A 22,762-nucleotide genomic window follows, 5' to 3' on the forward strand; every position below is an offset into this window, starting at 1 on the left:
GAAATGTTCCGCAAGCTGCTGGACCAGGGTCAAGCGGGCGACAACGTGGGCGTGCTGCTGCGCGGCACCAAGCGCGAAGAAGTCGAGCGCGGCCAGGTGCTGTGCAAGCCCGGCTCGATCAAGCCGCACACGCACTTCACCGCCGAGGTGTACGTGCTGTCCAAGGACGAAGGTGGCCGTCACACGCCGTTCTTCAACAACTACCGTCCGCAGTTCTACTTCCGCACGACGGACGTGACCGGTGCGATCGAGTTGCCCAAGGACAAGGAAATGGTCATGCCTGGCGACAACGTCAGCATCACCGTGAAGCTGATCAACCCGATCGCGATGGAAGAAGGCCTGCGCTTCGCCATCCGCGAAGGCGGCCGCACCGTGGGTTCGGGCGTCGTGGCAAAGATCCTCGACATCTAAGCCGGACGCAAAGGAATCACCATGGCTACCAAGCAAAAAATCCGCATCCGCCTGAAGGCATTCGATTACAAGCTGATCGACCAGTCGGCAGCCGAAATCGTTGACACCGCCAAGCGCACCGGCGCGATCGTCAAGGGCCCCGTGCCCCTGCCGACCCGCATGAAGCGTTTCGACATTCTGCGTTCGCCCCACGTCAACAAGACGTCGCGCGACCAGCTCGAGATCCGCACGCACCAGCGCCTGATGGACATCGTCGACCCCACCGACAAGACCGTGGACGCGCTGATGAAGCTCGACCTGCCGGCTGGCGTGGACGTCGAAATCAAGCTGCAATAAGTATTTCGGCCTCGCGCCGCATTTTGTGACAAAGCCCGCCTGCAGAAATGCAGGCGGGCTTTGTTTTTTGCCGCCCGGATGTGGCATCCTCGCCGGGCGGCGGCCTCCTCCGTCGAGCCTTGTTGGGTTGAATCGAGGGCAGCACAGCATGAGACACGGCAACTCTTTTGCGTCGGCGGTAGCGGCATGCATCGCGGTAGCGGCTTTGCTGGCTGGCTGCGGTGGAGGTGGGGGCGGAGGGGGTGGCGGCCTACCGTTTCTGCCAGTAGCTCCCCCCGCGGCTCCTCCTCCTGCGGCGGGCTCGGTGACGTTGAGCGGTACAGCCACCTATGAGTCGGTGCCCAATCCGAGTGGCACCTTGGTTTATGCCAGCGCCTCTTCCAAGCCGGTGCGCGGCGCTGCGGTGGAAGTGATCGATGCGTCGACTTCTGCTCAACTGGCTACGGCGACCACCGACGACAACGGCGCCTACTCGGTGTCTGTGCCTGCGAACACGGCAATTGCAGTGCGCGTCAAGGCGCAACTGGCACGCGGCGGCACGGGGCCGAACTGGGACGTAACGGTGCGGGACAACACCCGTTCCAGTGCGCTGTATTCCATGCAGAGTCCTGCATTTTCCTCGGGGGCGGCTGCGCTGGTGCGCGACCTTCATGCGCCTTCGGGCTGGGGCGGTTCAAGCTACACCGGAGATCGGGTGGCGGCGCCGTTCGCCATTCTGGATACGGTCTACACAGCCGTTCAGAAAGTGGTGTCGGTAGCGCCTGCGACGGCTTTTCCGCCGTTGCGCGTGTACTGGAGTATTAATAATGCGCCGTCTTCCGGCAGCGTTGCGGCGGGCCAGATCGGCACCACATTCTTTATCAGCAGAAGTACTGGCCGCGAAATCTACGTGCTCGGCAAAGAAGACGTGGACACCGATGAATACGACAACTCGGTAATCGCGCACGAATGGGGCCATTACTACCAATCGGCTTTTAGCCGGGACGATTCGACCGGCGGGCGCCATTCGCAGAGTCAGCGTCTCGATCGGAGGCTCGCGTTTTCTGAAGGCTGGGGCAACGCCTGGTCGGGCATTGCGCTCGAGCGCCGAAACTATGTCGATTCGGGTGGTCCCCAGCAGGCGACCGCACAGCTCAGCACCAACATCGATCTGGCTGCGGGCGCCGCGACTACGCCGGGCTGGTACCGCGAACCGTCGATCCAGTCGATTTTCTGGAACCTCAACCAGCAGGTCGGGTTCAAGCCGATACATGATGCGCTAACCAGTGCTCAGTTCAGGGGCGGCGCTGCGGTCACTTCGATCCATCCGTTCTCCGCCGCCTTCAACGCCGTTGCGCCGGGCAGCGCTACAGCACTGACTGCCTTGCTCACCGGGCAGGGCATCAGCGCGGCGCCCGGCGACCCATTTGGTACCGCCGAAACGAACAACGGCGGGATTCCGGTCACGATTCCGATGTACCGGACTGCCGCTGTTGGTGGCGGCACAACCCAGGCATGCGTGTCCGACGACGCTGGTGCGGACGACAACAACAAACTCGGTAACTACTCCTACGTCCGTTTCACCGTGCCTGCGAGCGGCAGTTATCAGATTCTTGTGAACGGCCCGCCGGGATCCATCCCGGATTTCGACATCTTCAGGGGTGGGCTTGTTGCCAGAGCCGGCAACACGGTCAGCCTCCCGGCCGGCGAGTACGTTCTGGCTGTGACGAACCTCGGCACTGGCGATCCGTGCTTCGACGTCTCAATTCAGCAGTAAGAAAGGCCGCCATGAACACCCGTTCGACCTCCATGCTGGCAGCGGCATGTCTCGCTGTGGCGACGTTGTCGGCGCCGGCCGCAGCAGACGGCGAGCCTGCTGCGCGCAACGCCGGGCATCCGGCGTCGCATCGCCATGCTGCTCCCATGACCACAGCGCCACAGAAACCCGGCAGTTCAGGAGTCAAGCTCCAATACCGCCTCGAGGCCACGCCGCAGGTGGGGCGGGCCACACCCGTCGTGCTGCAATTCGAAGGTGTTACCGATGCTGACGGCGCTACGGTCCGCCTGAGCGCCGACCGCGGGCTGACCTTGCAGGGAAGCAGCACGCTGAAGCTGCCAACAGGTAAGCGCACCACCGCCACTGTCGTCGTGGTCAGTGAAACCGAAGGTCTCGCCTACCTTAACGTGTTTATCAGCCAGGGGGGCGCATCGAGCGCCGTTTCGGTCCCCGTCCAGACTGGCACGGCTGCGCCGAGCCTCAAATCGACTGGTGAGATGAAGGCGACGCCAAACGGCGAAAGCATCATCACGATGCCCGTTAAATAGGCAAAAAAAGGGGCAAAAGCGGGGCGCGACACCTCTAAAGCCCGCCCGTAATGCTGCTTGCACAGCGCCTGCATAGCGGGCTATAATCGCTGGCTCTGCCCTAGTTGCGTCTATATAGGCGCTGCAAGTGCGGAGATTTATCAACCTTCTTTCGCAAGCCGGGAAGCCTTCGGGCGATCGGCTAAACGCTGTTGCCAATTGAAGTGACAGCGGCGAAAGAGGATCCATTTTTGGAGAAAACAAATGAGTCTGAGCAACTCCCTCGGGTTGCTGGGCCGCAAGGTGGGGATGATGCGTCTCTTCACCGATGACGGGGACGCAGTTCCTGTCACGGTGGTGGATGTGTCCAACAACCGTGTGACCCAGATCAAGTCGCAAGAGACCGACGGCTACGTCGCGCTGCAAGTGACGTTCGGTTCGCGCAAGGCATCGCGCGTGACCAAGCCCCAAGCCGGCCACCTCGCCAAGGCGGGTGTCGAAGCTGGTGAAATCATCCGCGAATTCCGCGTGACCGCCGATACCGCAGGTCAGCACAAGGCTGGTGGCGTCATTGCCGCAAGCAGCGTGTTCTCCGTGGGCCAGAAAGTCGACGTGCAAGGCACCTCGATCGGTAAGGGCTACGCCGGCACCATCAAGCGCCACAACATGAGCTCGCAACGCGCGTCGCACGGTAACAGCCGTTCGCACAACGTTCCCGGCTCGATCGGTATGGCACAAGACCCCGGTCGCGTGTTTCCCGGCAAGCGCATGACGGGCCACCTCGGCGACGTCACCAAGACGACGCAGAACCTCGATGTGTTCCGCATCGACGAAGCGCGTCAACTGCTGCTCATCAAGGGCGCGATCCCGGGCGCAAAGGGTGGCTTTGTCACCGTGCGTCCCGCCATCAAGGCCAAGCCGCAAGCGGCTGAAGGAGCGAAGTAATGCAACTCGAACTCCTGAACGAACAAGGCCAGGCCGCGTCGAAGTACGACGCTCCCGAGACCGTGTTCGGCCGTGACTACAATGAAGACCTGGTTCACCAGATCGTCGTTGCATTCCAGGCCAACGCCCGCCAAGGCACGCGCGCCCAGAAGGACCGCGAGCAGGTCAAGCACTCGACCAAGAAGCCTTTCAAGCAAAAGGGAACGGGCCGTGCCCGTGCCGGTATGACGTCCTCGCCGCTGTGGCGCGGGGGTGGCCGGATTTTCCCGAACATGCCTGACGAAAACTTCTCGCAGAAGATCAACAAGAAGATGTACCGCGCCGGCATGGCCGCCATCTTCTCGCAGCTCGCTCGCGAAGGCCGTCTGGCCGTGGTGGATTCGCTGACCGTGGATTCGCCCAAGACGAAGCCGCTGGCAGCCCGTTTCAAGGCAATGAATCTCGAGTCCGTGCTCGTGATCGCCGAAGAAGTCGACGAAAACCTGTACCTTGCCTCGCGCAATCTGGTGAACGTTCTCGTGGTCGAACCCCGCTACGCCGATCCGGTGTCGCTGGTTCACTACAAGAAGGTGCTGGTCACCAAGGGTGCCGTCGACAAGCTCAAGGAGATGTTCGCATGAGCCGCGTGAACCCTACCGCCGCTGAACGTACGTTCGAAGAAGGCCGCCTGATGGCGGTGCTGGTCGCCCCGATCGTGTCCGAAAAGGCCACGATGGTCGGCGAGAAGTCGAACGCTGTCACTTTCAAGGTGCTGCAAGACGCCACCAAGCCCGAGATCAAGGCCGCTGTCGAACTGATGTTCAAGGTCGAAGTCCAGGGCGTGTCGGTGCTCAACACCAAGGGCAAGACCAAGCGCTTTGGCAAGTCCATCGGCCGCCGCGACAACGTTCGCAAGGCCTATGTGACCCTGAAGCCCGGTCAAGAGCTCAACCTCGTCGGGGAAGGCGCTTAATCATGGCCGTCATCAAGATGAAACCCACTTCGCCGGGCCAACGCGGCGCGGTGAAGATTTCGCGGGACCACCTGTTCAAGGGTGCTCCTCACGCGCCTCTGCTGGAACCCCAGTTCCAGAAGGCTGGCCGCAACAACAACGGCCACATCACGATCCGTCATCGTGGCGGCGGTGCCAAGCACCACTACCGCGTTGTCGACTTCGTGCGCAACAAGGACGGCATTCCGGCCAAGGTCGAACGTGTCGAATACGACCCGAACCGTACCGCCCACATTGCCTTGGTCTGCTACGCCGACGGCGAGCGCCGCTACATCATCGCCCCGCGCGGTCTTGAAGCCGGTGCAACGCTGCTGAGCGGTTCGGAAGCCCCGATCCGCGCCGGCAACACGCTGCCGATCCGCAACATTCCGGTTGGCTCGACGATCCACTGCATCGAACTGCAACCCGGCAAGGGTGCGCAGATCGCGCGTTCGGCCGGTACGTCGGCCACGCTGCTGGCTCGCGAAGGCGTCTACGCCCAGGTCCGCATGCGTTCGGGTGAGGTGCGCCGCATCCACATCGAATGCCGCGCCACCATTGGTGAAGTCGCAAACGAAGAGCACAGCCTGCGCCAACTCGGCAAGGCCGGTGTGAAGCGTCACATGGGTATTCGCCCGACCGTTCGCGGCGTGGTGATGAACCCGGTCGACCACCCGCACGGTGGTGGCGAAGGCAAGACCGGCGAAGGCCGCCATCCTGTCGACCCATGGGGCAACCTGACCAAGGGCTACCGTACCCGTAACAACAAGCGCACGCAGGTCTTCATCGTGTCGCGCCGCAAGAAGTAAGGGATAGCAAATGACTCGCTCTCTCAAAAAGGGTCCGTTTGTTGACCATCACCTCGTGGCCAAGGCCGACAAGGCAGTGACGACGAAGGACAAGAAGCCGATCAAGACCTGGTCGCGCCGCTCGATGGTTCTGCCCGAGTTCATCGGCCTGACCATTGCCGTGCACAACGGCAAGCAGCACGTGCCTGTCTACATTACCGATCAAATGGTCGGCCACAAGCTCGGCGAATTTGCGCTCACGCGCACGTTCAAGGGGCACCCCGCGGACAAGAAAGTCCAGAAGAAGTAAGGAACGACCATGTCTGAAACACGTGCAGTCCTCCGCGGTGTCCGCCTCTCGGTCGACAAGGGCCGTCTGGTCGCTGACCTGATCCGCGGCAAGAAGGTTGATCAAGCGCTCAATGTTCTGCAATTCACGCAGAAAAAGGCCGCTGTGATCATCAAAAAGGTGCTCGAGTCGGCAATTGCCAACGCCGAGCACAACGATGGCGCCGACATCGACGAACTGAAGGTCAAGACCATCTACGTCGAACAGGGCGCAACGCTCAAGCGCTTCACCGCGCGAGCCAAGGGTCGCGGTAACCGCATCAGCAAGCCCACGTGCCATGTGTACGTGACGGTTGGCAACTAAGAACGCCTGGAAGAAATATGGGACAGAAAATCCATCCGACCGGCTTCCGCCTTGCGGTTACCCGTAACTGGTCCAGCCGCTGGTACGCAAGCGACCGCGATTTCGCGGGCATGCTGGCCGAAGACATCAAGGTTCGCGAATACCTGAAGAAGAAGCTGAAGAACGCTTCGGTGTCGCGCGTCATGATCGAGCGTCCCGCCAAGAACGCACGCATCACGATCTACTCGGCTCGTCCGGGCGTCGTGATCGGCAAGAAGGGCGAAGACATCGAAAACCTCAAGCGCGAACTGGGCAAGCAGCTCGGCGTGCCGGTGGCAGTGAACATCGAAGAAGTGCGCAAGCCCGAAATCGATGCCCAGCTGATCGCCGACAGCATCACGCAGCAGCTCGAAAAGCGGATCATGTTCCGCCGCGCCATGAAGCGCGCCATGCAAAACGCCATGCGTCTGGGTGCCCAAGGCATCAAGATCATGTCGGCTGGCCGCTTGAACGGTATCGAAATCGCTCGTACCGAGTGGTATCGCGAAGGTCGCGTGCCCCTCCACACGCTGCGCGCCGACATCGACTACGGCACCTCGGAAGCCAAGACCACCTACGGCGTCATCGGCGTCAAGGTCTGGGTCTACAAGGGCGACACGCTGGGTCGTAACGACCTGCCGGCTGTCGAAACGCCGCGTCCCGACGAAGAGCGTCGTCCGCGTGGTCCCCGCCGTGATGGCCGTCCTGGTGGCGACCGTCCGGGTGGCGACCGTCGTGGTCCCGGCCCTCGCGCCGGTGCCCGTGGCCCGATCGGTGGCAACACCGCCCCGGCCGACGGCAGCGACAAGCCCGCAGAAGCTACTGGCGCAGCTCCCGCTGCTCCGGGTGCAGACTCGAAACCCGCCGTTAAGCGCGTCCGCAAAGCCGCGCCAGCTGCAGCAGCTGACGGTGCCAAGACCGAGTGATCGGTCTTAGAACTACGGAGTATTAAAAATGCTGCAACCTGCACGCAGAAAGTTCCGCAAGGAACAAAAGGGCCGCAACACCGGCATCGCAACCCGGGGTAACTCGGTTGCCTTCGGTGACTTCGGTCTCAAATGCACCGACCGCGGCCGCCTCACGGCGCGCCAGATCGAAGCCGCTCGCCGCGCGATTTCGCGCCACGTGAAGCGTGGTGGTCGTATCTGGATCCGCGTGTTCCCGGACAAGCCGATCTCTACCAAGCCCGCCGAAGTGCGGATGGGTAACGGTAAGGGCAACCCCGAGTACTACGTCGCTGAAATCCAGCCTGGCAAGATCGTGTTCGAGATCGTCGGCGTGCCCGAAGAACTCGCCCGCGAAGCGTTCCGCCTGGCCGCCGCCAAGCTTCCGCTGCGTACGACGTTCGTCGCTCGCCAGCTCGGCGCCTGAGAGGAGAACATCCATGGCAACACGTAAGAAAAAAGAAACCGCGGCTCCGGCCAAGGTGACCAAGGCTGCAACCCTGCGCACGAAGGACGTCGCAGGCCTGCAAGCTGAAATCAAGGACCTGCAGAAGGCCCATTTCGGTCTGCGCATGCAGAAAGCCACGCAACAGCTGTCGAACACCTCGACGCTGCGCGTGACGCGCCGCGACATCGCGCGCGCCAAGACCATTCTTGCTCAGAAGCAGCAAGAAACCCAAGCCGCCAAGTAAGGAGTGAACATGACGGAAGCTAAAAAATCCCTCAAGCGCACCTTGATCGGCAAGGTGGTCAGCGACAAGCGTGCCAAGACCGTGACCGTGCTGGTCGAGCGCCGTGTGAAGCACGAGCTCTACGGCAAGATCGTGGCCAAGACGAGCAAGTACCACGCCCATGACGAAAAGGGCGAGTACAAGCTGGGCGACACCATCGAGATCACGGAAAGCCGTCCGATCTCGAAGACCAAGAACTGGGTCGTGACCCGTCTGGTCGAGAAGGCCGTGCTGGTCTGATCGCTGGTTGATCTGCATCGGGAAGCCTCTTGAAGGCAGCCCAAACCGAAACGGCCCACAATGTGGGCCGTTTTTCTTTTTCAGGAGCATCTAGATGATCAAAGTCGGCGACACCCTTCCTTCGGCAACCCTGCAGGAATATTCCGAGGTCGAGGGCGAAGGCTGCAGCATCGGCCCCAACCCTGTGGACGTGAGCAAGGCGACGGCTGGCAAGACCATTGCGCTGTTCGCTCTGCCGGGCGCTTTTACGCCCACCTGCTCGGCCAAGCATGTGCCCGGCTATGTGCAGCACTTCGACGACTTCAAGGCCGCCGGCGTGGACGAGATCTGGTGCGTGAGCGTGAACGACGCGTTCGTGATGGGCGCCTGGGCGCGCGATCAGAAGACCGGCGCCAAGGTGCGCATGCTGGCCGACGGCAGCGCTGACTTCGCCAAGGCCACCGGATTGACGCTGGACTTGACCGCCCGCGGCATGGGCCTGCGCAGCAACCGCTATTCGATGCTCGTGAAAGACGGCAAGGTGGCAGCGCTCAACGTCGAAGCACCCGGCAAGTTCGAGGTCAGCAACGCCGAGACGCTGCTCGCCCAAGCGCGCGGCTGATCAGCTCAGAGATCGACCTTGAGGTAGTGCGCGCCCGCGATCGGGTTGTGATAGTAAGGCGGCACTTCCTCGAAGCCGAGGTCTTCGTAAAGCGCGCGGGCCGATTCCATGTCGTCCAGCGTATCCAGCAGTACGCAGGCGTAACCCGCGCCGCGAGCCGCATCAAGAATGGCTTCAGCCAACTGGCGGCCGACGCCCAGTCCGCGAAAGCCCGGTCGCACAAACAGGCGCTTCATCTCCGCGGCGTTGGCGTAGTCGGCGTTGTCGAGTGGACGCAGCGCGCAGCAGCCGGCCACGTGCGCCAAGGCTCCGTTCGGACGCAAAAGGGTCGGCGCCTGCTGCCCGGCGGGCTCCTTGATGTGGGCGGGGTCGACCAAGGCCAGCAGCAGGGCGCCGCGCGGTTCCGCGTAGTCTCCCGGGAGCGCGGCAACTTCCTCCTCGAAGTTCTGAAAGCACAGGTCGATGTTCAGCGAGGCGGCGTAGTCGCGAAAAATAGCGCGCGCCGCATCGAGTTCATGGGTTTCGTCCGGCGCCAGCAGCACGACGGCCGGTGTGTCTGCCAGCGGCAAAGGGCGTGAAACGGAAAAGCTCATACGCGCAACGATGCAATCCAGTAGGCCGCGCCTGCGCACGCCGCGAACAAGGCCAGCGCCAAAAAGCGGGAGACGGCATCGTCGCGGCTTGTTGGCACCTGGTTGCCGGCAGGCCTGATCAGCTTGTCGCCCGAAACCATGGGCCGCACCAGCCGATGCCGTTTGACCAGCACGTAGAACAGCACGGCCAGAACGTGCAGGGTCACCAGGGCGATCACGATCGTCTTTCCTTGCGCCTTGTGCCAGCCAGTTGCAAGGCTCACCACTTCCCCTGAAACAAAGCGCGTGAGCGGTCCGGCTGCGGAAATTTCGTCGTCCGCCACCAGCCCGGTTGCAACCTGTACCACCAGCACCGCCAGCACGGCAAATACCGACAAGGCCCCCAGCGGCGTGTGCCCTATCACGTGATCAGGATGGGCTCGCCCGCGCAGGTAGGCAACAACGGAGCCCGGCCCGTAGAAGAACGAGGCAAAACGCGACCAGCGCCCGCCCACGAACCCCCACAGCAGGCGGAAGAGCAGCAGCGCCAGAACCGTATAGCCGAAGCGAAAGTGCCATTCCATGATGCCGCCGAGGCCGGTCGCAATCAGGCCTATGACAGCAACGCTCAATGCCCAGTGAAAAACACGCGTCGGCAGATCCCAGATGCGCGCGCGCACAGGGGCCTCGGGCGCGGCGGCCTGCAGGGAGGCCACGGAGGAGTCGGTCATCGAAGAGGCAAAGTGCGCAAAAACTGCGGAAGGCGCAGATTAGCAAAGTCCGGGACGCCGCATGCATCGGGTTGTTGCTATGCCCGGCTGCAATGCTGCCCCTACACTCTGCGCGGCGCCGCTTTTGGCGGTGCCGAACCAACAACTAGGACACCCCGATGATTCGACTCGCTTCGTTCGCCCTGGCCGCTGCCTTTGCCGCGATTTCCCTGCCGGCCACGGCCCAGTTCGCCAAGCCCGATGACGCCATCAAGTACCGCCAGAGTGCTCTGTTCGTGATGGGCCAGCATTTCGGCCGTGTGGGCGCCATGGCCAATGGCCGCGTTCCCTACGACGCCGCAGTAGCTGCCGCCAACGCCGACATCGTGGCCGAGATGGCCAAACTGCCCTGGGCCGGGTTCGGTGCGGGCACGGAAGGGGGCAAGGCCAAGCCCGAGGTCTGGAAGGAAGCAGCCAAGTTCAAGGAGCACCAGGACAAGATGATTGCTGAAACCGGCAAGCTCGCGGTCGCCGCCAAGGCTGGCAACATCGACGCGCTCAAGGCGCAGTTTGGTACCACCGCCGGCAGCTGCAAGGCCTGCCACGACAGCTTCCGCAACCAGTAAGCCCCCGAAAAAGAGGCGGCGAGCCGGGGTTCAGGCCTCGGCGAGCAGCTTTTCGATCAGCTTGTGGAGCTCTGCGAAATCGGGCTCGCCCACGTAGCGCTTCACGATCTCGCCCTTCTTGTTGACCAGGTATGTGGTGGGCGTGAGTTTCACGTCGCCCCAGGCTTGCGCCACGCTTCCGGTGTTGTCGATGGCCACCTTGAACGGCAGCTTGCGGGTTTCGGCAAAGTTGACGACGTAGCTCGGCGGGTCGTAGCTCATCGCCACGGCCAGCGTGTCGTAGCCCTTCGACTTGTATTTGTCGTAGGTTGCGATGACTTTTGGCATTTCGGCCACGCAGGTCACGCAGCTCGTTGCCCAAAAATTGACCAGGGTGACCTTGCCCTTCAGGTCGTCCGTACTTTTCTTGCTGCCATCGAGCAGCACGAAGGTCGATGCCGGTGCTGCTGTGGTGCCCGAACCGAAGTACACACCCACGCCGGCGGCCAATGCGAGGACGACTGCTGCGGCGGCGATGTATTTTTTCATGACAACTGAAAGAGGAGGGCGGCGTGATTTTAGTTCCGCCGGCCGGATTGCGCTGGCGCATGCCACGGTCGCTCGATAATGCCTCTCCGATGCCCTCGCTTGTTCCCCGCTCCTGGCCTGCGCTGTTCGCAGCCACCGCCGCCGTTTCGCTTGCCGCCTGCAGCCCGACCTTCAACTGGCGCGAAACGCCGATTGCCGATGCCGGCCTGGTCGCCATGCTTCCCTGCAAGCCCGACCGCGCCGACCGCGCCCTGCCGCTCGGCGCCGACTCCGTGAAGGTCGATATGGCTGGCTGCGAGGCGGGCGGCGCAACCTTTGCCATCGCCCATGCATCCGCCGGCAGCCCTGAACAGGCCGAAGCCTGGCTCCGTGCATGGCGCGCTGCCACCCGGAACCAGCTAGCCAATGCGCAGGTGACCGAAGCGCCGGCAACGATGAAACGTGCCACTGCGGCGCCTCCGCCGGTCAGGCTCGACGCCCAGCCGCAGCAGCAGGGCGCAGCGCCCATCCAGGTCCTCTGGTTTGCCCAATCGCAAAAAGACGGGCGCGTTTCGCTTTATCAGGCCACGGTGCTCGGTCGGCCATCGGCGCCGGAGGCGGCGAAGACCTTCTTCGACGGCCTGCGTCTCCCGTGAACGCCGCAAGCACCTCGACCGGCGGCCTGCTCGCCGGGCGGCAGCGGATTGCCACCGTTTTCCTGGCCTTTGCCGTCGCCTACTTTTTCTCGACGCTGGTCCGTGCCATCACCGCCACGCTGTCGCCGACCCTCACTGCCGAGTTCGAACTCGAATCGCGCGATCTCGGCTTGCTGGCAGGAGGCTACTTCCTGGGCTTTGCTTTCACGCAGCTGCCCATGGGCACATGGCTCGACCGATACGGCCCGAAGCGGGTCATTGTCTGCTTCCTCTCCGTTGCCATCATCGGGTGCCTGCTGTTTTCCGCGGCGACGAGTTTTCCGGTCCTGCTGGCCGCTCGCGTGCTGACCGGTGTGGGCGTCAGCGCCTGCCTCATGGCACCGCTCACCGGCTATCGGCGCTGGTTGACGCCGCCGATGCAGCTACGCAGCAACTCCTGGATGCTGATGGTGGGTTCCTTTGGCCTTGTCGGCGCCACGCTGCCGGTGCAATGGCTGATGCCGCTCCTGGGCTGGCGACCGCTGTTCTGGCTGCTGGCAGCCGGCGTGCTGGTTTCGATGGCATTGATTGCATGGGCCGCACCCGCGTGGCACGCAGGCCAAGACGCAAACCAGGAAAGTGAACAGAAACCAGGCGGCTACGCTGCCGTGTGGCGCGACCCCTTCTTTCGCAAGCTCGCGCCGGTCGGCTTTTTCAACTACGGCGGCTTCGTCGCGATGCAAACCCTATGGGTCGTGCCGTGGCTCACCCGTGTGGCGGGCTATACGCCGCAAGAGGCGGCCGGTGCCCTGTTCTGGATCAGCATCGCGCTGCTCGCCACTTATTGGCTCTGGGGCGTGACCAATCCCAAGCTCGCGCATCGCGGCATTCCTGCAACCCGGCTTTTGAGCTGGGGCATGCCGCTGGCAATGCTCGCGCTTGCTCTTATTTTGGTAGCGGGTTCCGCTGCAGGAACCATCGCCTGGATCGGTTTTCTGTGCATCTCCACTGTCGTCACCCTGGCCCAGCCCGCGGTCGCGCTTGCCTTGCCGCCCGCCCTCGCGGGGCGTGCGCTGTCGGCCTACAACCTGGTGGTTTTTGCGGGTGTATTCGTCGTGCAGTGGGGTATCGGCTTGCTGATCGACCTGTTTGCCCGTGCCGGGCTCGACACCGTCGGGTCCTTTCGCGCGGCCTTGGCCGTTTTCCTGGGTTGCTGCGTTATGTCGTATACCTACTACCTTTGGGCGCCCCCGCATAATCGGCGCGTAGTTCCCCGACCCGCATGAACAGCATTCTCATCATCGCCCACTCACCGTTCGCGCAGGCGCTGCGGCGATGTGCGCTGCATGTGTTCCCCGACTGCGAACAAGCAGTGGTCGCACTCGACGTGCTGCCCAACGTGTCCCCCGAAGAAACGCTGGCCGCGGCCCGCATCACACTCGAGCAGCAGCTCATTGCACCGCGCTCGCAGGTGCTGGTGCTTGCCGACGTGTTCGGCGCAACGCCGTGCAATGTGGCCCAGAAGCTGGTGGACGGCGTGCGCTCGCGGCTGGTGGCGGGCGTCAACCTGCCGATGCTGCTGCGGGCGGTAACCTACCGCCACGAGCCGCTCGAAACGCTGGTGCAGCGCGCCATCGCGGGCGGCACGGCCGGGGTCATGCAGGTGGCCGTGGCCGCACCCCAGAACCAGGCGAAGAGAAAGCACAGTGATCAAGAAATCCGTGACCATCAGCAATAAGCTGGGCTTGCATGCGCGCGCATCGGCCAAGCTCACCAAGCTCGCAGGCAGCTTTCCCTGCGAAGTGTGGCTCTCGCGCGGCGACCGCCGCATCAACGCCAAGAGCATCATGGGCGTCATGATGCTTGCGGCCGGGCTGGGCTCAACGGTTGAGCTAGAGACCAACGGCCAGCAGGAAGAAGAAGCCATGGACGCCATCATTCAATTGATGAACGACAAGTTCGGCGAAGGCGAATGAATGTGGCCCACACGCTCCGCACTGCGTGTCGTCGCTGCCCCTCGAGGGGGCTCGGCCGCCTTGGGGCGGCCCGGCGGCGGCCGATGACCTCCGGTCGATTCGCATGACCTTCGCAGTCCACGGCCTTCCCGTTGCCCGTGGCATTGCCATTGGCCGCGCGGTGCTGGTGGTGTCCAGCCGCATCGACGTGGCTCACTACTTCATCAAGCCCGAAGAGATCGAGACCGAAATCGATCGTGTCCGCACGGCGCGCAATGCGGTGGCCGACGAACTCGCCAAGCTGCAGACCAGCGTCGCGCAGATGGGCCCCAACGACGCGCCGCACGAGCTTGCGGCCCTGCTCGAAGTGCACCAGATGCTGCTGCAGGACGAGGCGCTCACCGGCGGCGTGAAGCACTGGATTACCGACCGTCTCTACAACGCCGAATGGGCGCTGACCACGCAACTCGAAATCATCGCTCGCCAGTTCGACGAGATGGAGGACGAGTACCTGCGCGAGCGCAAGGCCGACCTCGAGCAGGTCGTCGAGCGGCTGCTGCACCGCATGAAGGGCACGGCTGCGGTGCTCGCGCCCAGCCCGCCGCGCCGCAAGCGCCCCGCCGCCGAAGACGAAGACGACCCCACTGCCGGTGACGGCATCGATGCGCCGCTGGTGCTGATTGCGCACGACCTGTCCCCGGCGGACATGCTCCAGTTCAAGAAGAGCGTGTTCGCAGGCTTTGTGACCGACGTGGGCGGGCGCACGTCGCACACCGCCATCGTTGCGCGCAGCATGGACATTCCGGCCGTTGTGGGTGCGCGCACCGCAAGCCAGCTGGTGCGCCAGGACGACTGGGTGATCATCGACGGCGATGCCGGCGTGGTGATCGTCGACCCCTCGCCCATCATTCTTGCGGAGTACGGCTTCAAGCAGCGCCAGGGCGATCTCGAGCGCGGACGGCTCGCGCGCCTGCGCCACAAGCCCGCAGTCACTCTCGACGGGCAGCGTGTCGAACTGCTTGCCAACATCGAAATGCCCGAGGACACCGTGGGCGCCATGAAGGCGGGCGCCGTCGGAGTCGGGCTGTTTCGCAGCGAGTTCCTTTTCATGGGCCGCGAGTCGCAGCGCCAGACCCGCCTGCCCGACGAAGAAGAGCAATACCAGGCCTACAAGCGCGCAGTGGAGGGCATGCAGGGCATGCCGGTCACCATTCGTACCATCGACGTGGGCGCCGACAAGCCGCTCGACGGCAAGGCGGGCATCAAGCAGGAGCACCTGAACCCCGCACTCGGGTTGCGCGCCATTCGCTGGAGCCTGGCCGACCCGGCCATGTTCCTCACGCAGCTGCGCGCCATCCTGCGTGCGGCGGCGCACGGCGAAATCCACCTGCTGATTCCCATGCTCGCGCACGCCAGCGAGATTCGCCAGACGCTCTCGCTGATCGAGTTTGCGCGCACCGAGCTGGACAACCGCGGCGCCGTATACGGCAAGGTGAAGCTCGGCGCCATGATCGAGATTCCGGCCGCGGCGCTCACGCTCAAGACCTTCCTCAAGTACTTCGACTTCCTGTCGATCGGCACCAACGACCTGATCCAGTACACGCTGGCCATCGATCGCGCCGACGAGGCTGTGGCTCATCTCTACGACCCGGCCCACCCTGCGGTGCTGAAGCTCGTGGCCGACACCATTGCCGAATGCCGTCGCCAGGGCAAGGGCGTGGCCGTGTGCGGCGAAATGGCCGGCGACGTCGCGTTCACCCGCCTGCTCCTCGGCCTTGGTTTGCGCAGCTTCTCTATGCATCCCTCGCGCATCCTCGCCGTCAAGCAGGAAGTGCTGCGCGCCGACACCGGCAAGCTCGAAGCCTGGGCCAAGAGCGTGCTCGAGTCGGACGATCCGGCAGCGGCCCTTGCGGGCTGAGCTGCGCACGAAATAAAACGAAACACGCCGAAACGGCGGTGAAAGGACTTGTCGCGCCGCGGCAAGCACCATCAGGTCTCCTCTTCCACAACAGAAAGGCCTGATCATGAAAGCGCTCTCCCTCACCCAGATCGTCGCCGTCGGCTCGTTCGCTTTGCTCGCCGCGGCCGGCGCCAAGGCTGAAACCTACGAAGGCGTCCAGCCGCTCGCGTCGGCCAAGAGCCGCGTCGAAGTCAACGCCGAAGCCGTGCGCACGGCATCCGCCCCCGACCAGAACGTGGTGCGCGGCTCGCGCGGCGCCGAAACCATGGCAACGTCCCGGGACCGCGCCGGCGTTGTCTTCGAAGCCATGCGCACCGCCGCCGCACCCGACCAGAACGTGACCTCGGGCTCGCGTGTGAACAGCAAGGTCATCTCCACGATGCAGAACCCCGTCGATGCGCGTGCCGCAGCCGCCGGCAACAGCAACAAGCTTTAAGACTCACGCCCGCAGGAGACCCCTGGGGCTGCAAGGAACATCATGAAACACTGGATCAAACGCACTCTCTTCGGTTTCGCCGGCCTTGCGGTCGTGGCTGGCAGCATTGCCGGCTGCGCCGGCCATCGACATGGTTGGGGCGGCGGCGACAGCGCCGAGTTCCGCACCAAGATGGTCGAGCGCGTCGGCAGCAAGCTGGAACTCGATGCGTCGCAAAAGCAGAAGCTCACCGTACTGGCCGAAAAGATGCAGGCGCAGCGCGAAGCAATGCGCGGCGCAGGCGGTGCGGGCGATCCGCGTTCGCAGTTCAAGGCGCTGTTCGCGGGCAACAAGCTCGACCAGGCCGGCGCTGCGCGGCTGGTCGAAGAGAAGACCACGGCCGTGCGCAATGGCAGTCCCGAAATCATTGCCGCCGCCGCCGATTTCTTCGACAGCCTGAACGCCGCGCAACAGCAGAAGGTGCGCGACTTCATGGACCGCGGTGGCCGCCGCTGGGGCCATCGTGGCTGAGCTTGACTCGCCCCCGGGCCTGGCACCCTTCGTGTCGCTTCGCCAAGCCTCTTCGTGGGGGCAGAAGCTCTGGTCCGACGAAGCCGTATCCAAGGCGTCGCGCGAACGGGGTGTGGGCGGCGGTGTGCGCCTGCTGCTGCGCGGCGAAGGCGTCGTCGTGCTTGCTGCGGCGCTTGCAGCCTATGCGCAGTTTGGCGCGGGCTGGGGCATGTTTGCAGTCTGGCTGCTCGTGCCCGACCTTTCGATGCTCGGCTACCTTGCAGGCCCGCGCGCGGGCGCGGCGCTCTACAACGCGGCGCATTCATACGCCGGCGCCGTTGCCTTGCTGGTGCTCGGCGCGCTTGCCGCAATGCCATGGGCCGTGGCCGGTGGCTTGATCTGGTGCGCGCACATCGGCCTCGACCGCGCGCTCGGCTACGGGCTCAAGTACGGCGCGGGCTTTGCCTCCACGCACCTGGGCCGCATTGGGCCGACCGATCCGTGGTGAGGGTTGAACGATGGCCCGCACCACGGCTGGCAGCTACAACCCGTACGGCCGCGGGGGTGCAATGCCCGCAGGCCTGATCGTCAGCCAACTGTTTGCCAGGAGGCACAATCCCGTCATGCCGCGCATCCTGCTGATCGACGACGACGAACACCTCGCCGCGCCGCTGACCACTTACTTCGCACGCTTCGGCTGCACGCTCGAGAACGCCGTTCGGCCGAGCCAGGGGCTCGCCATGCTGCGTGCCGGCCAGTACGACGCGGCCATCCTCGACGTGATGCTGCCCGAGATGGACGGCTTTGCGCTGTGCCGCGAGATCCGCAAAGAGAGCGACATCCCCATCGTGATGCTCACCGCGCGCGGCGAGGTGATGGACCGTGTGGTCGGCCTGGAGCTCGGCGCCGACGACTACGTGCCCAAACCCTTCGAGCCGCGCGAACTGGTCGCGCGCGTGCAGACCATCCTGCGGCGCCAACGCAGCACGCCTGCTACGGCCGGTGGCAATGGCAATGCCACGCAGCACCGCGTGTTCGACGGCCTGTCGATCGACCTCGACCGGCGACAGGTGCTTCGCCATGGCGAGCGCGTGGAATTGACCGGCACCGAGTTCGAATTGCTCGCGTTGCTTGCGGCCGAACCCGGCAAAGTGTTCAGCCGCGACGACATCCTGAATCGCCTTCGCGGCCACGAAGCCGAGCTCTATACCCGCGCGGTCGATATTGTGGTGAGCCGCTTGCGCAAGAAGCTCGAGCCCTTGGACTGCATCAAGACGCTTCGCAACGCCGGCTATGCGCTGGCCGTCGCGCGCAGCGAGCCCGCATGAGATCTCGCCGCAGAGGCTGGCGCAACGCGTGGCACGAAATGAGATGCCGCCGGGCGGAGCTGCACAGGCAGTGGCACGAGCAGTGGCACGAGAAGGTGCAGGGCAAGCGCCGCTGGCGCCGCTCGCTGCGCATCCGGCTGGTGATGATGTTCGTGTTGCTGGCGCTGGTGATGGCCGTGGTGTTCATGGGGGGCATGAAGAAGTCCTTCTCCACCGGCTGGGCCGAGGCCGCCAAGCCGATGCTGGTCGACTACGCCGATCGTCTCGTCGCCGAGATCGGCACGCCGCCCGACATCGCGCGCGCGCAGGCGCTGGTAAGCCGGCTGCCCATCACGATCCGCATCGTGGGGCCCCAGGTCAATTGGGATTCGAACCCCGGCGGCGCCAACAGCCCCGGCGGCTGGATGCACGACCGCGACGAAGAACCGTGGAACGACAAGTGGTTCATCCGCCCCACGGCAGACGGCCACCGCGTGATCTTCGGCTGGGCACCCAAGCTCTGGAACCTTGCGCCGCGTGCCGCAGGCTGGGCGACCCTCGGCGTGCTGCTGCTGCTCGTGGTGCTGGGCTATGCCTATGTAAGCCGCCTGCTGCGGCCGTTGATAGACATCCGCGAGGGCGCGCAGCGCTTTGGCCGCGGCGAGTTCACGCAGCCCATTCCAGTCCGCCGCAACGACGACCTTGGCGATCTCGCGGAACGTATCAACACCATGGCCGACGACATCCAGGCCATGCTCGACGCAAAGCGCGGCCTGCTGCTCGCGCTCAGCCACGAACTGCGCTCCCCTCTCACACGCGCCCGGCTCAATGCAGAGCTGCTGCCGGCCACGCCCGAAGGCGCCGCCGAGCGCGAGGCGCTGCTGCGCGACCTCAACGAGATGCGCGACCTGATCAGCGACCTGCTGGAGAGCGAGCGCCTGGCAAGTCCGCATGTGGCGCTGCAGCGCGAGCCGGTCGACCTGGCCATGCTGGTGCGGGAAATCGTGGCTGAAATGCCGGGCGCGCAGAACGTGCATCTCGACCTGGCAGAGGGCCTGCCGCCGCATGCCATCGACCGCATGCGCATTCGCCTGCTGGTGCGCAACCTGCTGGACAACGCCTTGCGCTACAGCACCGGCGCCCCGCGGCCGCCTTGTGTTGCGCTGCGGGCCGTGGTGGACGGCAAGGTCCAGGGCGTTGAGCTGGAGGTGCGGGATTTTGGGCCCGGCGTGGACGAGACGCAGGTCGACCGGCTCACAGAGCCCTTCTACCGCACCGACGGCGCGCGGGCGCGTGCCACGGGCGGCGTGGGGCTGGGCATGTACCTGTGCCGGCTCATTGCCGAGGCGCACGGCGGCACCTTGACCGTGCGCAACGCGCATCCGGGCCTGCAGATCGTCGCGCGGCTCTAGTCGGCTCGCGGCATTCTTCGGTGTCGCCTGCGCTACCAAGGGGCGCGGGGTGCGGAGCTACGATGCGCCTCCGTGCCAGCGCCCGTCAATCAAGGAGACACCATGAGCAGCTCACTTACCAATCACCAGGTTCGCCTTGCGAAGCGCCCGGAAGGTGCGGCCACCCGCGAAAACTGGAAGTTCACCACCGAACCCGTCGGCGAGCCGGCCGAGGGCGGGGTGCTGGTCAAGACGCTGTCGCTTTCGCTCGACCCCGCCATGCGCGGCTGGCTCAACGATGCCAAGAGCTACATCGCGCCAGTGGCTATCGACGAAGTGATGCGCGCTGGCGGCGTCGGCCGCGTGGTCGCTTCCAGGAATCCGCAGTTTGCGGTGGGCGATGCGGTCTACGGCACGCTCGGCGTGCAGGAATACATCCTCGTTCCCCAGGACCAGATCAAGCGCAACGGCCTCGTGAAGATCGACCTGAATGTCGGCACCATCACCCAGTGGCTCAACGTGCTCGGCATGCCGGGCATGACCGGCTATTTCGGTCTCATGGACGTAGGCCAGCCCAAGCCGGGCGAAACCGTCGTGGTCTCGGGCGCAGCCGGCGCCGTGGGGCAGACGGTAGGCCAGCTGGCCAAGATCAAGGGCTGCCGCGTCGTCGGTATTGCGGGCGGCGCAGCCAAGTGCGAATGGGTGGTGAAAGAGCTCGGCTTCGATGCCTGCATCGACTACAAGGCCGGTGCGGGCGCGGTGCGAGAAGGCCTCAAGACGCATTGCCCCACCGGCGTCGACATCTACTTCGACAACGTTGGCGGAGAAATTCTCGATGCAGTGCTGGCGCGGCTCGCTCGCAAGGCCCGCGTGATCATTTGCGGCGCCATCAGCCAGTACAACAACGCCAACAGCATGCCGGGAGCGGGCCCGAGAAACTACCTTAGTCTCTTGGTGAACCGTGCGCGCATGGAAGGCATTGTGGTGTTCGACTATGCCGACCGGTTTCACATTGCCGTTGCCGAAATGGCTGGCTACCTGAAAGACGGCCGCATGAAGAGCAAGGAAGACATCGTGAAGGGGCTCGACACCTTCCCCGAGTCGCTCAACAAGCTGTTTGCCGGGGAGAACTTCGGCAAGCTGGTGCTGCAGGTGGCCGAAGACTGAGCAAGGCTCAGGGCTCGCTGGGCCGCATGGGGATATCGCCCATCGCCTCGTCTTCGCGCAGGCCGCGTGCGGCCTTCAGGGTTTCGATCGACAGGCCGTCGCCGTGGCCGGCGAAGCCCTTGGCAATGCCTTCGAGCACGGTCGATAGGCCTGTCTCGCCGTCTGCACGGGCATCCATGCTGATGTTGAGTACCCGTGCCGCCATTTGCCTGTAGGTAATCGCGCCCGCGCCCTGGAGCGCGGCCACAAGGTCGAGGTACAGCGCAAGGTTCAGGTCGAACACCAGCTTGGGGGTGATCTCGAAATCTTCGTTATTGTTCTTGTTGTCCATGGGTTGGCTCCTTTTTTCCGGAGCTTCCACTCTAGCCATAAAAACGGCCCCAATCCGTCGGACACGAACGTATTCAGCGCACGCGCGTGCCCATTACCGCGGCCGAAATGATCAGCCCCGCCGCAAGCGCAATGCTCCAGGTGAGCGGGCGCCCGGTCACTGCCAACAGCAGTGCGGTGGAGCCCAGTGGCGTGATGTAGCTCAGGATGCCGATCTGCCGCGCATCCCCGCGCTTGAGCGCCATGTCCCAGACAAAGAATGCCGCACCGAGCGGGCCAAGCCCGCACAGCGCGAGCAGCAGCCAATCGTTGGCGGAGAGCACGGCCGGCGATTCCAGCAGCGCATGGCAGGCCAGCGAGAGCACGCCCGAGACCAGGCCGAACAATCCGATGGCCGAGGTGGGGAACGCCTTCACGCGTTTTGTCCACAGCGAGTAGCTGGCCCAAATAAAAGCCGAGCCCAGGGCCGGCAGAAAGCCCCAGTAGCCCGGTGAGGCGCCGAGGCTGGAAGCGGCACCTTCACGAGCCCCGAGAATCGCGATTGCGGCGCCCGCAAAGCCCAGCAGCGCGGCCACCACGTGCAACGGCCGCAGGGACATGCCCGGAAGCAGCACCGGTGCCAGCACCACCATGAAGAGCGGCCACAGGTAATTGACCAGGTTGGCCTCGACCGGCGGCGCATGCCGCAGTGCGATGAACAGCAGAAAGTGAAAGCCGAACAGGCCGTAGACGCCCAGTGCCAGCGTGCCCGGAGGTACGCGCCAGGCGCCGCGGTCGCGCAGCACCAGCGGCCAGCTCGGAATGCTGCCGATGATCAGCGCGAGGCCAGTCAGCAAAAAAGGTGGCAGATGCGAAAGCGCAGTGCCCAGCGAGGCAAGGGTGGCCCACAGCGCGATGGCGGCCAGGGCAAGGAGAGTAGGCGACATTGCGCCGAGCTTAAGCGTCGCCGTCGTCGCGCAGCGCCTGTGAATCGTCGCGCGGCGACGATCCTTCATGCAGGCTCAGCGGCCGCCGGGCCTGCGCAGTGCCGCGGTGAGTGCGGAGGGCGAGCGGTAACCCGTGCGGCGCGCAGTTTCTGCCACGCCCACGCCAGCCAGACGCAGTTCGCGCGCATGCGCAAGCCGCAGTGCGCGCAGCCAGTGCATCGCGCCCATGCCCTGCTCGTCGCGGCAGCGCTGTGCAAACTGGCTGGGGCTCAGGCAAGCCACGCTTGCGAGGTCGGCAACAGCCAGCGGTTGGTGCCAGCGAGCCCGCGCCCAGGCGGCCAGCGCGTTCCAGTCGATGTGGCGGCTGCGCGCATGGACCGCCGGTGCCGCGCCCCAGGCTTCGAGCAGCAGCGCCGGGCCGTGCTGCAGCGCCAGGGCAGACGCTTGCGGATGCTGCGCGCACTGCGCGAGGTACTTTGCCAAGGCATGCAGCCGCGAAGCATCTGCGGGCGGGCGTCCGGCGCACCGCGCCCAATGGGGCTGGGCGGTATCGAGAATGAGGCATCGGCTGCCGCTGCGAGATTCGAAATCGTGCCGGTCGCCCGGCGCCACCACATGCGCCTCACCGGCCCCTACGCGCGCTCCGAGGCCTTCCACTTCGAGCTCGAGCACGCCCGCGAGGCCGATCAGCACCTGGAAGTGGTCATGTGCGTGGCTGCCACGCGAAGGCCCGTAGTCGCGCACCGAAACGCCGTACGGAGCTTGGGAAGAGGGTGGTGCTGGCGTTTGCATGGGCAAGTTCGGTGGAATTGTCGTTCCGCTCCCCGTAGCT

32 protein-coding genes and 1 pseudogene are annotated in these 22,762 nt (G+C 64.5%); 27 read left to right on the plus strand and 6 right to left on the minus strand.

The window, feature by feature from the left end; translation table 11 throughout:
* From tuf to J2X67_RS04355, 15 genes and pseudogenes are all read left to right on the plus strand, one after another.
* Nucleotides 1-411 (plus strand): annotated as a pseudogene (tuf, locus tag J2X67_RS04285) (elongation factor Tu); the annotation flags it as partial.
* A gap of 21 nt (nucleotides 412-432) precedes the next feature.
* The gene (rpsJ, locus tag J2X67_RS04290) at nucleotides 433-747 is read left to right on the plus strand and encodes a 30S ribosomal protein S10 (RefSeq protein WP_007838118.1); all 315 of its coding nucleotides are present in this window, start codon (nucleotides 433-435) and stop codon (nucleotides 745-747) included.
* Between the two features lie 304 nt (nucleotides 748-1,051).
* Nucleotides 1,052-2,503 carry a hypothetical protein gene (locus J2X67_RS04295; RefSeq protein WP_309950853.1) on the plus strand — a complete coding sequence of 484 codons (1,452 nt, stop codon included), beginning with the start codon at nucleotides 1,052-1,054 and terminating at the stop codon, nucleotides 2,501-2,503.
* 11 nt (nucleotides 2,504-2,514) lie between these two features.
* The gene (locus J2X67_RS04300) at nucleotides 2,515-3,051 is read left to right on the plus strand and encodes a hypothetical protein (RefSeq protein WP_309950855.1); all 537 of its coding nucleotides are present in this window, start codon (nucleotides 2,515-2,517) and stop codon (nucleotides 3,049-3,051) included.
* A 243-nt stretch (nucleotides 3,052-3,294) separates the two neighbouring features.
* Entirely contained in the window at nucleotides 3,295-3,975 is a 681-nt protein-coding gene (gene rplC / locus J2X67_RS04305; protein ID WP_157616207.1) for a 50S ribosomal protein L3, read from the plus strand.
* The gene (gene rplD, locus J2X67_RS04310; RefSeq protein ID WP_028259871.1) at nucleotides 3,975-4,595 is read left to right on the plus strand and encodes a 50S ribosomal protein L4; all 621 of its coding nucleotides are present in this window, start codon (nucleotides 3,975-3,977) and stop codon (nucleotides 4,593-4,595) included. Before rplC ends, rplD begins: the two co-directional genes overlap by 1 nt.
* Nucleotides 4,592-4,927: a 50S ribosomal protein L23 gene (gene rplW, locus J2X67_RS04315; RefSeq protein ID WP_007838129.1), complete on the plus strand. Its 336-nt coding sequence runs from the start codon at nucleotides 4,592-4,594 to the stop codon at nucleotides 4,925-4,927. The genes rplD and rplW overlap by 4 nt, the downstream gene beginning before the upstream one ends.
* Nucleotides 4,928-4,929: 2 nt before the next feature.
* Entirely contained in the window at nucleotides 4,930-5,754 is an 825-nt protein-coding gene (rplB, locus tag J2X67_RS04320) for a 50S ribosomal protein L2 (RefSeq protein ID WP_309950857.1), read from the plus strand.
* A 10-nt stretch (nucleotides 5,755-5,764) separates the two neighbouring features.
* Nucleotides 5,765-6,043 carry a 30S ribosomal protein S19 gene (gene rpsS, locus J2X67_RS04325; RefSeq protein WP_007838132.1) on the plus strand — a complete coding sequence of 93 codons (279 nt, stop codon included), beginning with the start codon at nucleotides 5,765-5,767 and terminating at the stop codon, nucleotides 6,041-6,043.
* Nucleotides 6,044-6,052: 9 nt separating this feature from the next.
* Nucleotides 6,053-6,385, plus strand: a complete 333-nt coding sequence (gene rplV, locus J2X67_RS04330) for a 50S ribosomal protein L22 (protein WP_007838134.1) — start codon at nucleotides 6,053-6,055, stop codon at nucleotides 6,383-6,385.
* A 17-nt stretch (nucleotides 6,386-6,402) separates the two neighbouring features.
* A complete protein-coding gene (rpsC, locus tag J2X67_RS04335) occupies nucleotides 6,403-7,329 on the plus strand; it encodes a 30S ribosomal protein S3 (RefSeq protein WP_093017295.1) in 927 nt (308 codons plus the stop codon).
* Between the two features lie 28 nt (nucleotides 7,330-7,357).
* Nucleotides 7,358-7,774, plus strand: coding sequence for a 50S ribosomal protein L16 (gene rplP, locus J2X67_RS04340; RefSeq protein WP_021012789.1), 417 nt, complete (start codon nucleotides 7,358-7,360; stop codon nucleotides 7,772-7,774).
* Nucleotides 7,775-7,829: 55 nt separating this feature from the next.
* Nucleotides 7,830-8,039 carry a 50S ribosomal protein L29 gene (rpmC, locus tag J2X67_RS04345; protein ID WP_026284221.1) on the plus strand — a complete coding sequence of 70 codons (210 nt, stop codon included), beginning with the start codon at nucleotides 7,830-7,832 and terminating at the stop codon, nucleotides 8,037-8,039.
* Between the two features lie 9 nt (nucleotides 8,040-8,048).
* Nucleotides 8,049-8,318 carry a 30S ribosomal protein S17 gene (gene rpsQ / locus J2X67_RS04350; protein WP_015867662.1) on the plus strand — a complete coding sequence of 90 codons (270 nt, stop codon included), beginning with the start codon at nucleotides 8,049-8,051 and terminating at the stop codon, nucleotides 8,316-8,318.
* Nucleotides 8,319-8,412: 94 nt separating this feature from the next.
* Nucleotides 8,413-8,919, plus strand: a complete 507-nt coding sequence (locus tag J2X67_RS04355) for a peroxiredoxin (RefSeq protein ID WP_309950860.1) — start codon at nucleotides 8,413-8,415, stop codon at nucleotides 8,917-8,919.
* A gap of 5 nt (nucleotides 8,920-8,924) precedes the next feature.
* Here the strand turns inward: J2X67_RS04355 and J2X67_RS04360 are convergent, their stop codons facing one another.
* Together J2X67_RS04360 and J2X67_RS04365 are read right to left on the minus strand one after the other, a co-directional pair.
* Entirely contained in the window at nucleotides 8,925-9,512 is a 588-nt protein-coding gene (locus tag J2X67_RS04360) for a GNAT family N-acetyltransferase (protein WP_309950862.1), read from the minus strand.
* On the minus strand, nucleotides 9,509-10,222 hold the full coding sequence (locus J2X67_RS04365; RefSeq protein WP_309950864.1) for a cytochrome b/b6 domain-containing protein: 714 nt from the start codon (nucleotides 10,220-10,222) through the stop codon (nucleotides 9,509-9,511). Before J2X67_RS04365 ends, J2X67_RS04360 begins: the two co-directional genes overlap by 4 nt.
* A gap of 158 nt (nucleotides 10,223-10,380) precedes the next feature.
* On the opposite strand from J2X67_RS04365, the gene J2X67_RS04370 reads away from it, so the two are divergent.
* Complete coding sequence (locus J2X67_RS04370; protein WP_309950866.1) at nucleotides 10,381-10,827, plus strand: cytochrome c; 447 nt, start codon at nucleotides 10,381-10,383, stop codon at nucleotides 10,825-10,827.
* 30 nt (nucleotides 10,828-10,857) lie between these two features.
* Here the strand turns inward: J2X67_RS04370 and J2X67_RS04375 are convergent, their stop codons facing one another.
* A complete protein-coding gene (locus J2X67_RS04375; RefSeq protein ID WP_309950867.1) occupies nucleotides 10,858-11,355 on the minus strand; it encodes a TlpA disulfide reductase family protein in 498 nt (165 codons plus the stop codon).
* A gap of 89 nt (nucleotides 11,356-11,444) precedes the next feature.
* Here J2X67_RS04375 and J2X67_RS04380 point away from each other — a divergent pair, with 89 nt between their 5' ends.
* The 11 genes from J2X67_RS04380 to J2X67_RS04430 all read left to right on the plus strand — a co-directional run bounded on the left by J2X67_RS04380 (nucleotide 11,445) and on the right by J2X67_RS04430 (nucleotide 20,674).
* On the plus strand, nucleotides 11,445-11,990 hold the full coding sequence (locus J2X67_RS04380; protein ID WP_309950870.1) for a hypothetical protein: 546 nt from the start codon (nucleotides 11,445-11,447) through the stop codon (nucleotides 11,988-11,990).
* On the plus strand, nucleotides 11,987-13,255 hold the full coding sequence (locus J2X67_RS04385; protein ID WP_309950871.1) for an MFS transporter: 1,269 nt from the start codon (nucleotides 11,987-11,989) through the stop codon (nucleotides 13,253-13,255). Before J2X67_RS04380 ends, J2X67_RS04385 begins: the two co-directional genes overlap by 4 nt.
* Nucleotides 13,252-13,707: a PTS sugar transporter subunit IIA gene (locus J2X67_RS04390; protein WP_307704013.1), complete on the plus strand. Its 456-nt coding sequence runs from the start codon at nucleotides 13,252-13,254 to the stop codon at nucleotides 13,705-13,707. Before J2X67_RS04385 ends, J2X67_RS04390 begins: the two co-directional genes overlap by 4 nt.
* A complete protein-coding gene (locus tag J2X67_RS04395) occupies nucleotides 13,676-13,945 on the plus strand; it encodes an HPr family phosphocarrier protein (protein WP_157616201.1) in 270 nt (89 codons plus the stop codon). Before J2X67_RS04390 ends, J2X67_RS04395 begins: the two co-directional genes overlap by 32 nt.
* A gap of 103 nt (nucleotides 13,946-14,048) precedes the next feature.
* Entirely contained in the window at nucleotides 14,049-15,842 is a 1,794-nt protein-coding gene (gene ptsP, locus J2X67_RS04400) for a phosphoenolpyruvate--protein phosphotransferase (protein ID WP_309950874.1), read from the plus strand.
* 106 nt (nucleotides 15,843-15,948) lie between these two features.
* A complete protein-coding gene (locus tag J2X67_RS04405; RefSeq protein ID WP_309950876.1) occupies nucleotides 15,949-16,320 on the plus strand; it encodes a DUF4148 domain-containing protein in 372 nt (123 codons plus the stop codon).
* Between the two features lie 42 nt (nucleotides 16,321-16,362).
* Complete coding sequence (locus J2X67_RS04410) at nucleotides 16,363-16,830, plus strand: Spy/CpxP family protein refolding chaperone (protein WP_309950877.1); 468 nt, start codon at nucleotides 16,363-16,365, stop codon at nucleotides 16,828-16,830.
* Nucleotides 16,823-17,317: a DUF4260 domain-containing protein gene (locus tag J2X67_RS04415; protein ID WP_309950879.1), complete on the plus strand. Its 495-nt coding sequence runs from the start codon at nucleotides 16,823-16,825 to the stop codon at nucleotides 17,315-17,317. Before J2X67_RS04410 ends, J2X67_RS04415 begins: the two co-directional genes overlap by 8 nt.
* 115 nt (nucleotides 17,318-17,432) lie before the next feature.
* On the plus strand, nucleotides 17,433-18,137 hold the full coding sequence (locus J2X67_RS04420; RefSeq protein ID WP_309951794.1) for a response regulator transcription factor: 705 nt from the start codon (nucleotides 17,433-17,435) through the stop codon (nucleotides 18,135-18,137).
* 38 nt (nucleotides 18,138-18,175) lie between these two features.
* A complete protein-coding gene (locus J2X67_RS04425; RefSeq protein WP_309950881.1) occupies nucleotides 18,176-19,528 on the plus strand; it encodes a HAMP domain-containing sensor histidine kinase in 1,353 nt (450 codons plus the stop codon).
* Nucleotides 19,529-19,630: 102 nt separating this feature from the next.
* Nucleotides 19,631-20,674, plus strand: coding sequence for an NADP-dependent oxidoreductase (locus tag J2X67_RS04430; RefSeq protein ID WP_309950883.1), 1,044 nt, complete (start codon nucleotides 19,631-19,633; stop codon nucleotides 20,672-20,674).
* A gap of 7 nt (nucleotides 20,675-20,681) precedes the next feature.
* On the opposite strand, the gene J2X67_RS04435 is transcribed toward J2X67_RS04430, so the two are convergent.
* The 3 genes from J2X67_RS04435 to J2X67_RS04445 all read right to left on the minus strand — a co-directional run bounded on the left by J2X67_RS04435 (nucleotide 20,682) and on the right by J2X67_RS04445 (nucleotide 22,722).
* Complete coding sequence (locus J2X67_RS04435) at nucleotides 20,682-21,005, minus strand: hypothetical protein (RefSeq protein WP_157616194.1); 324 nt, start codon at nucleotides 21,003-21,005, stop codon at nucleotides 20,682-20,684.
* 73 nt (nucleotides 21,006-21,078) lie between these two features.
* Nucleotides 21,079-21,930 (minus strand): DMT family transporter, encoded by an 852-nt coding sequence (locus J2X67_RS04440; RefSeq protein WP_309950886.1) that lies wholly within the window; start codon nucleotides 21,928-21,930, stop codon nucleotides 21,079-21,081.
* 75 nt (nucleotides 21,931-22,005) lie between these two features.
* The gene (locus J2X67_RS04445) at nucleotides 22,006-22,722 is read right to left on the minus strand and encodes an AraC family transcriptional regulator (protein WP_309950888.1); all 717 of its coding nucleotides are present in this window, start codon (nucleotides 22,720-22,722) and stop codon (nucleotides 22,006-22,008) included.
* Nucleotides 22,723-22,762: the final 40 nt, after the last annotated feature.

Source organism: Variovorax sp. 3319, from assembly GCF_031456585.1.
Lineage (GTDB): Bacteria > Pseudomonadota > Gammaproteobacteria > Burkholderiales > Burkholderiaceae_C > Variovorax > Variovorax paradoxus_P.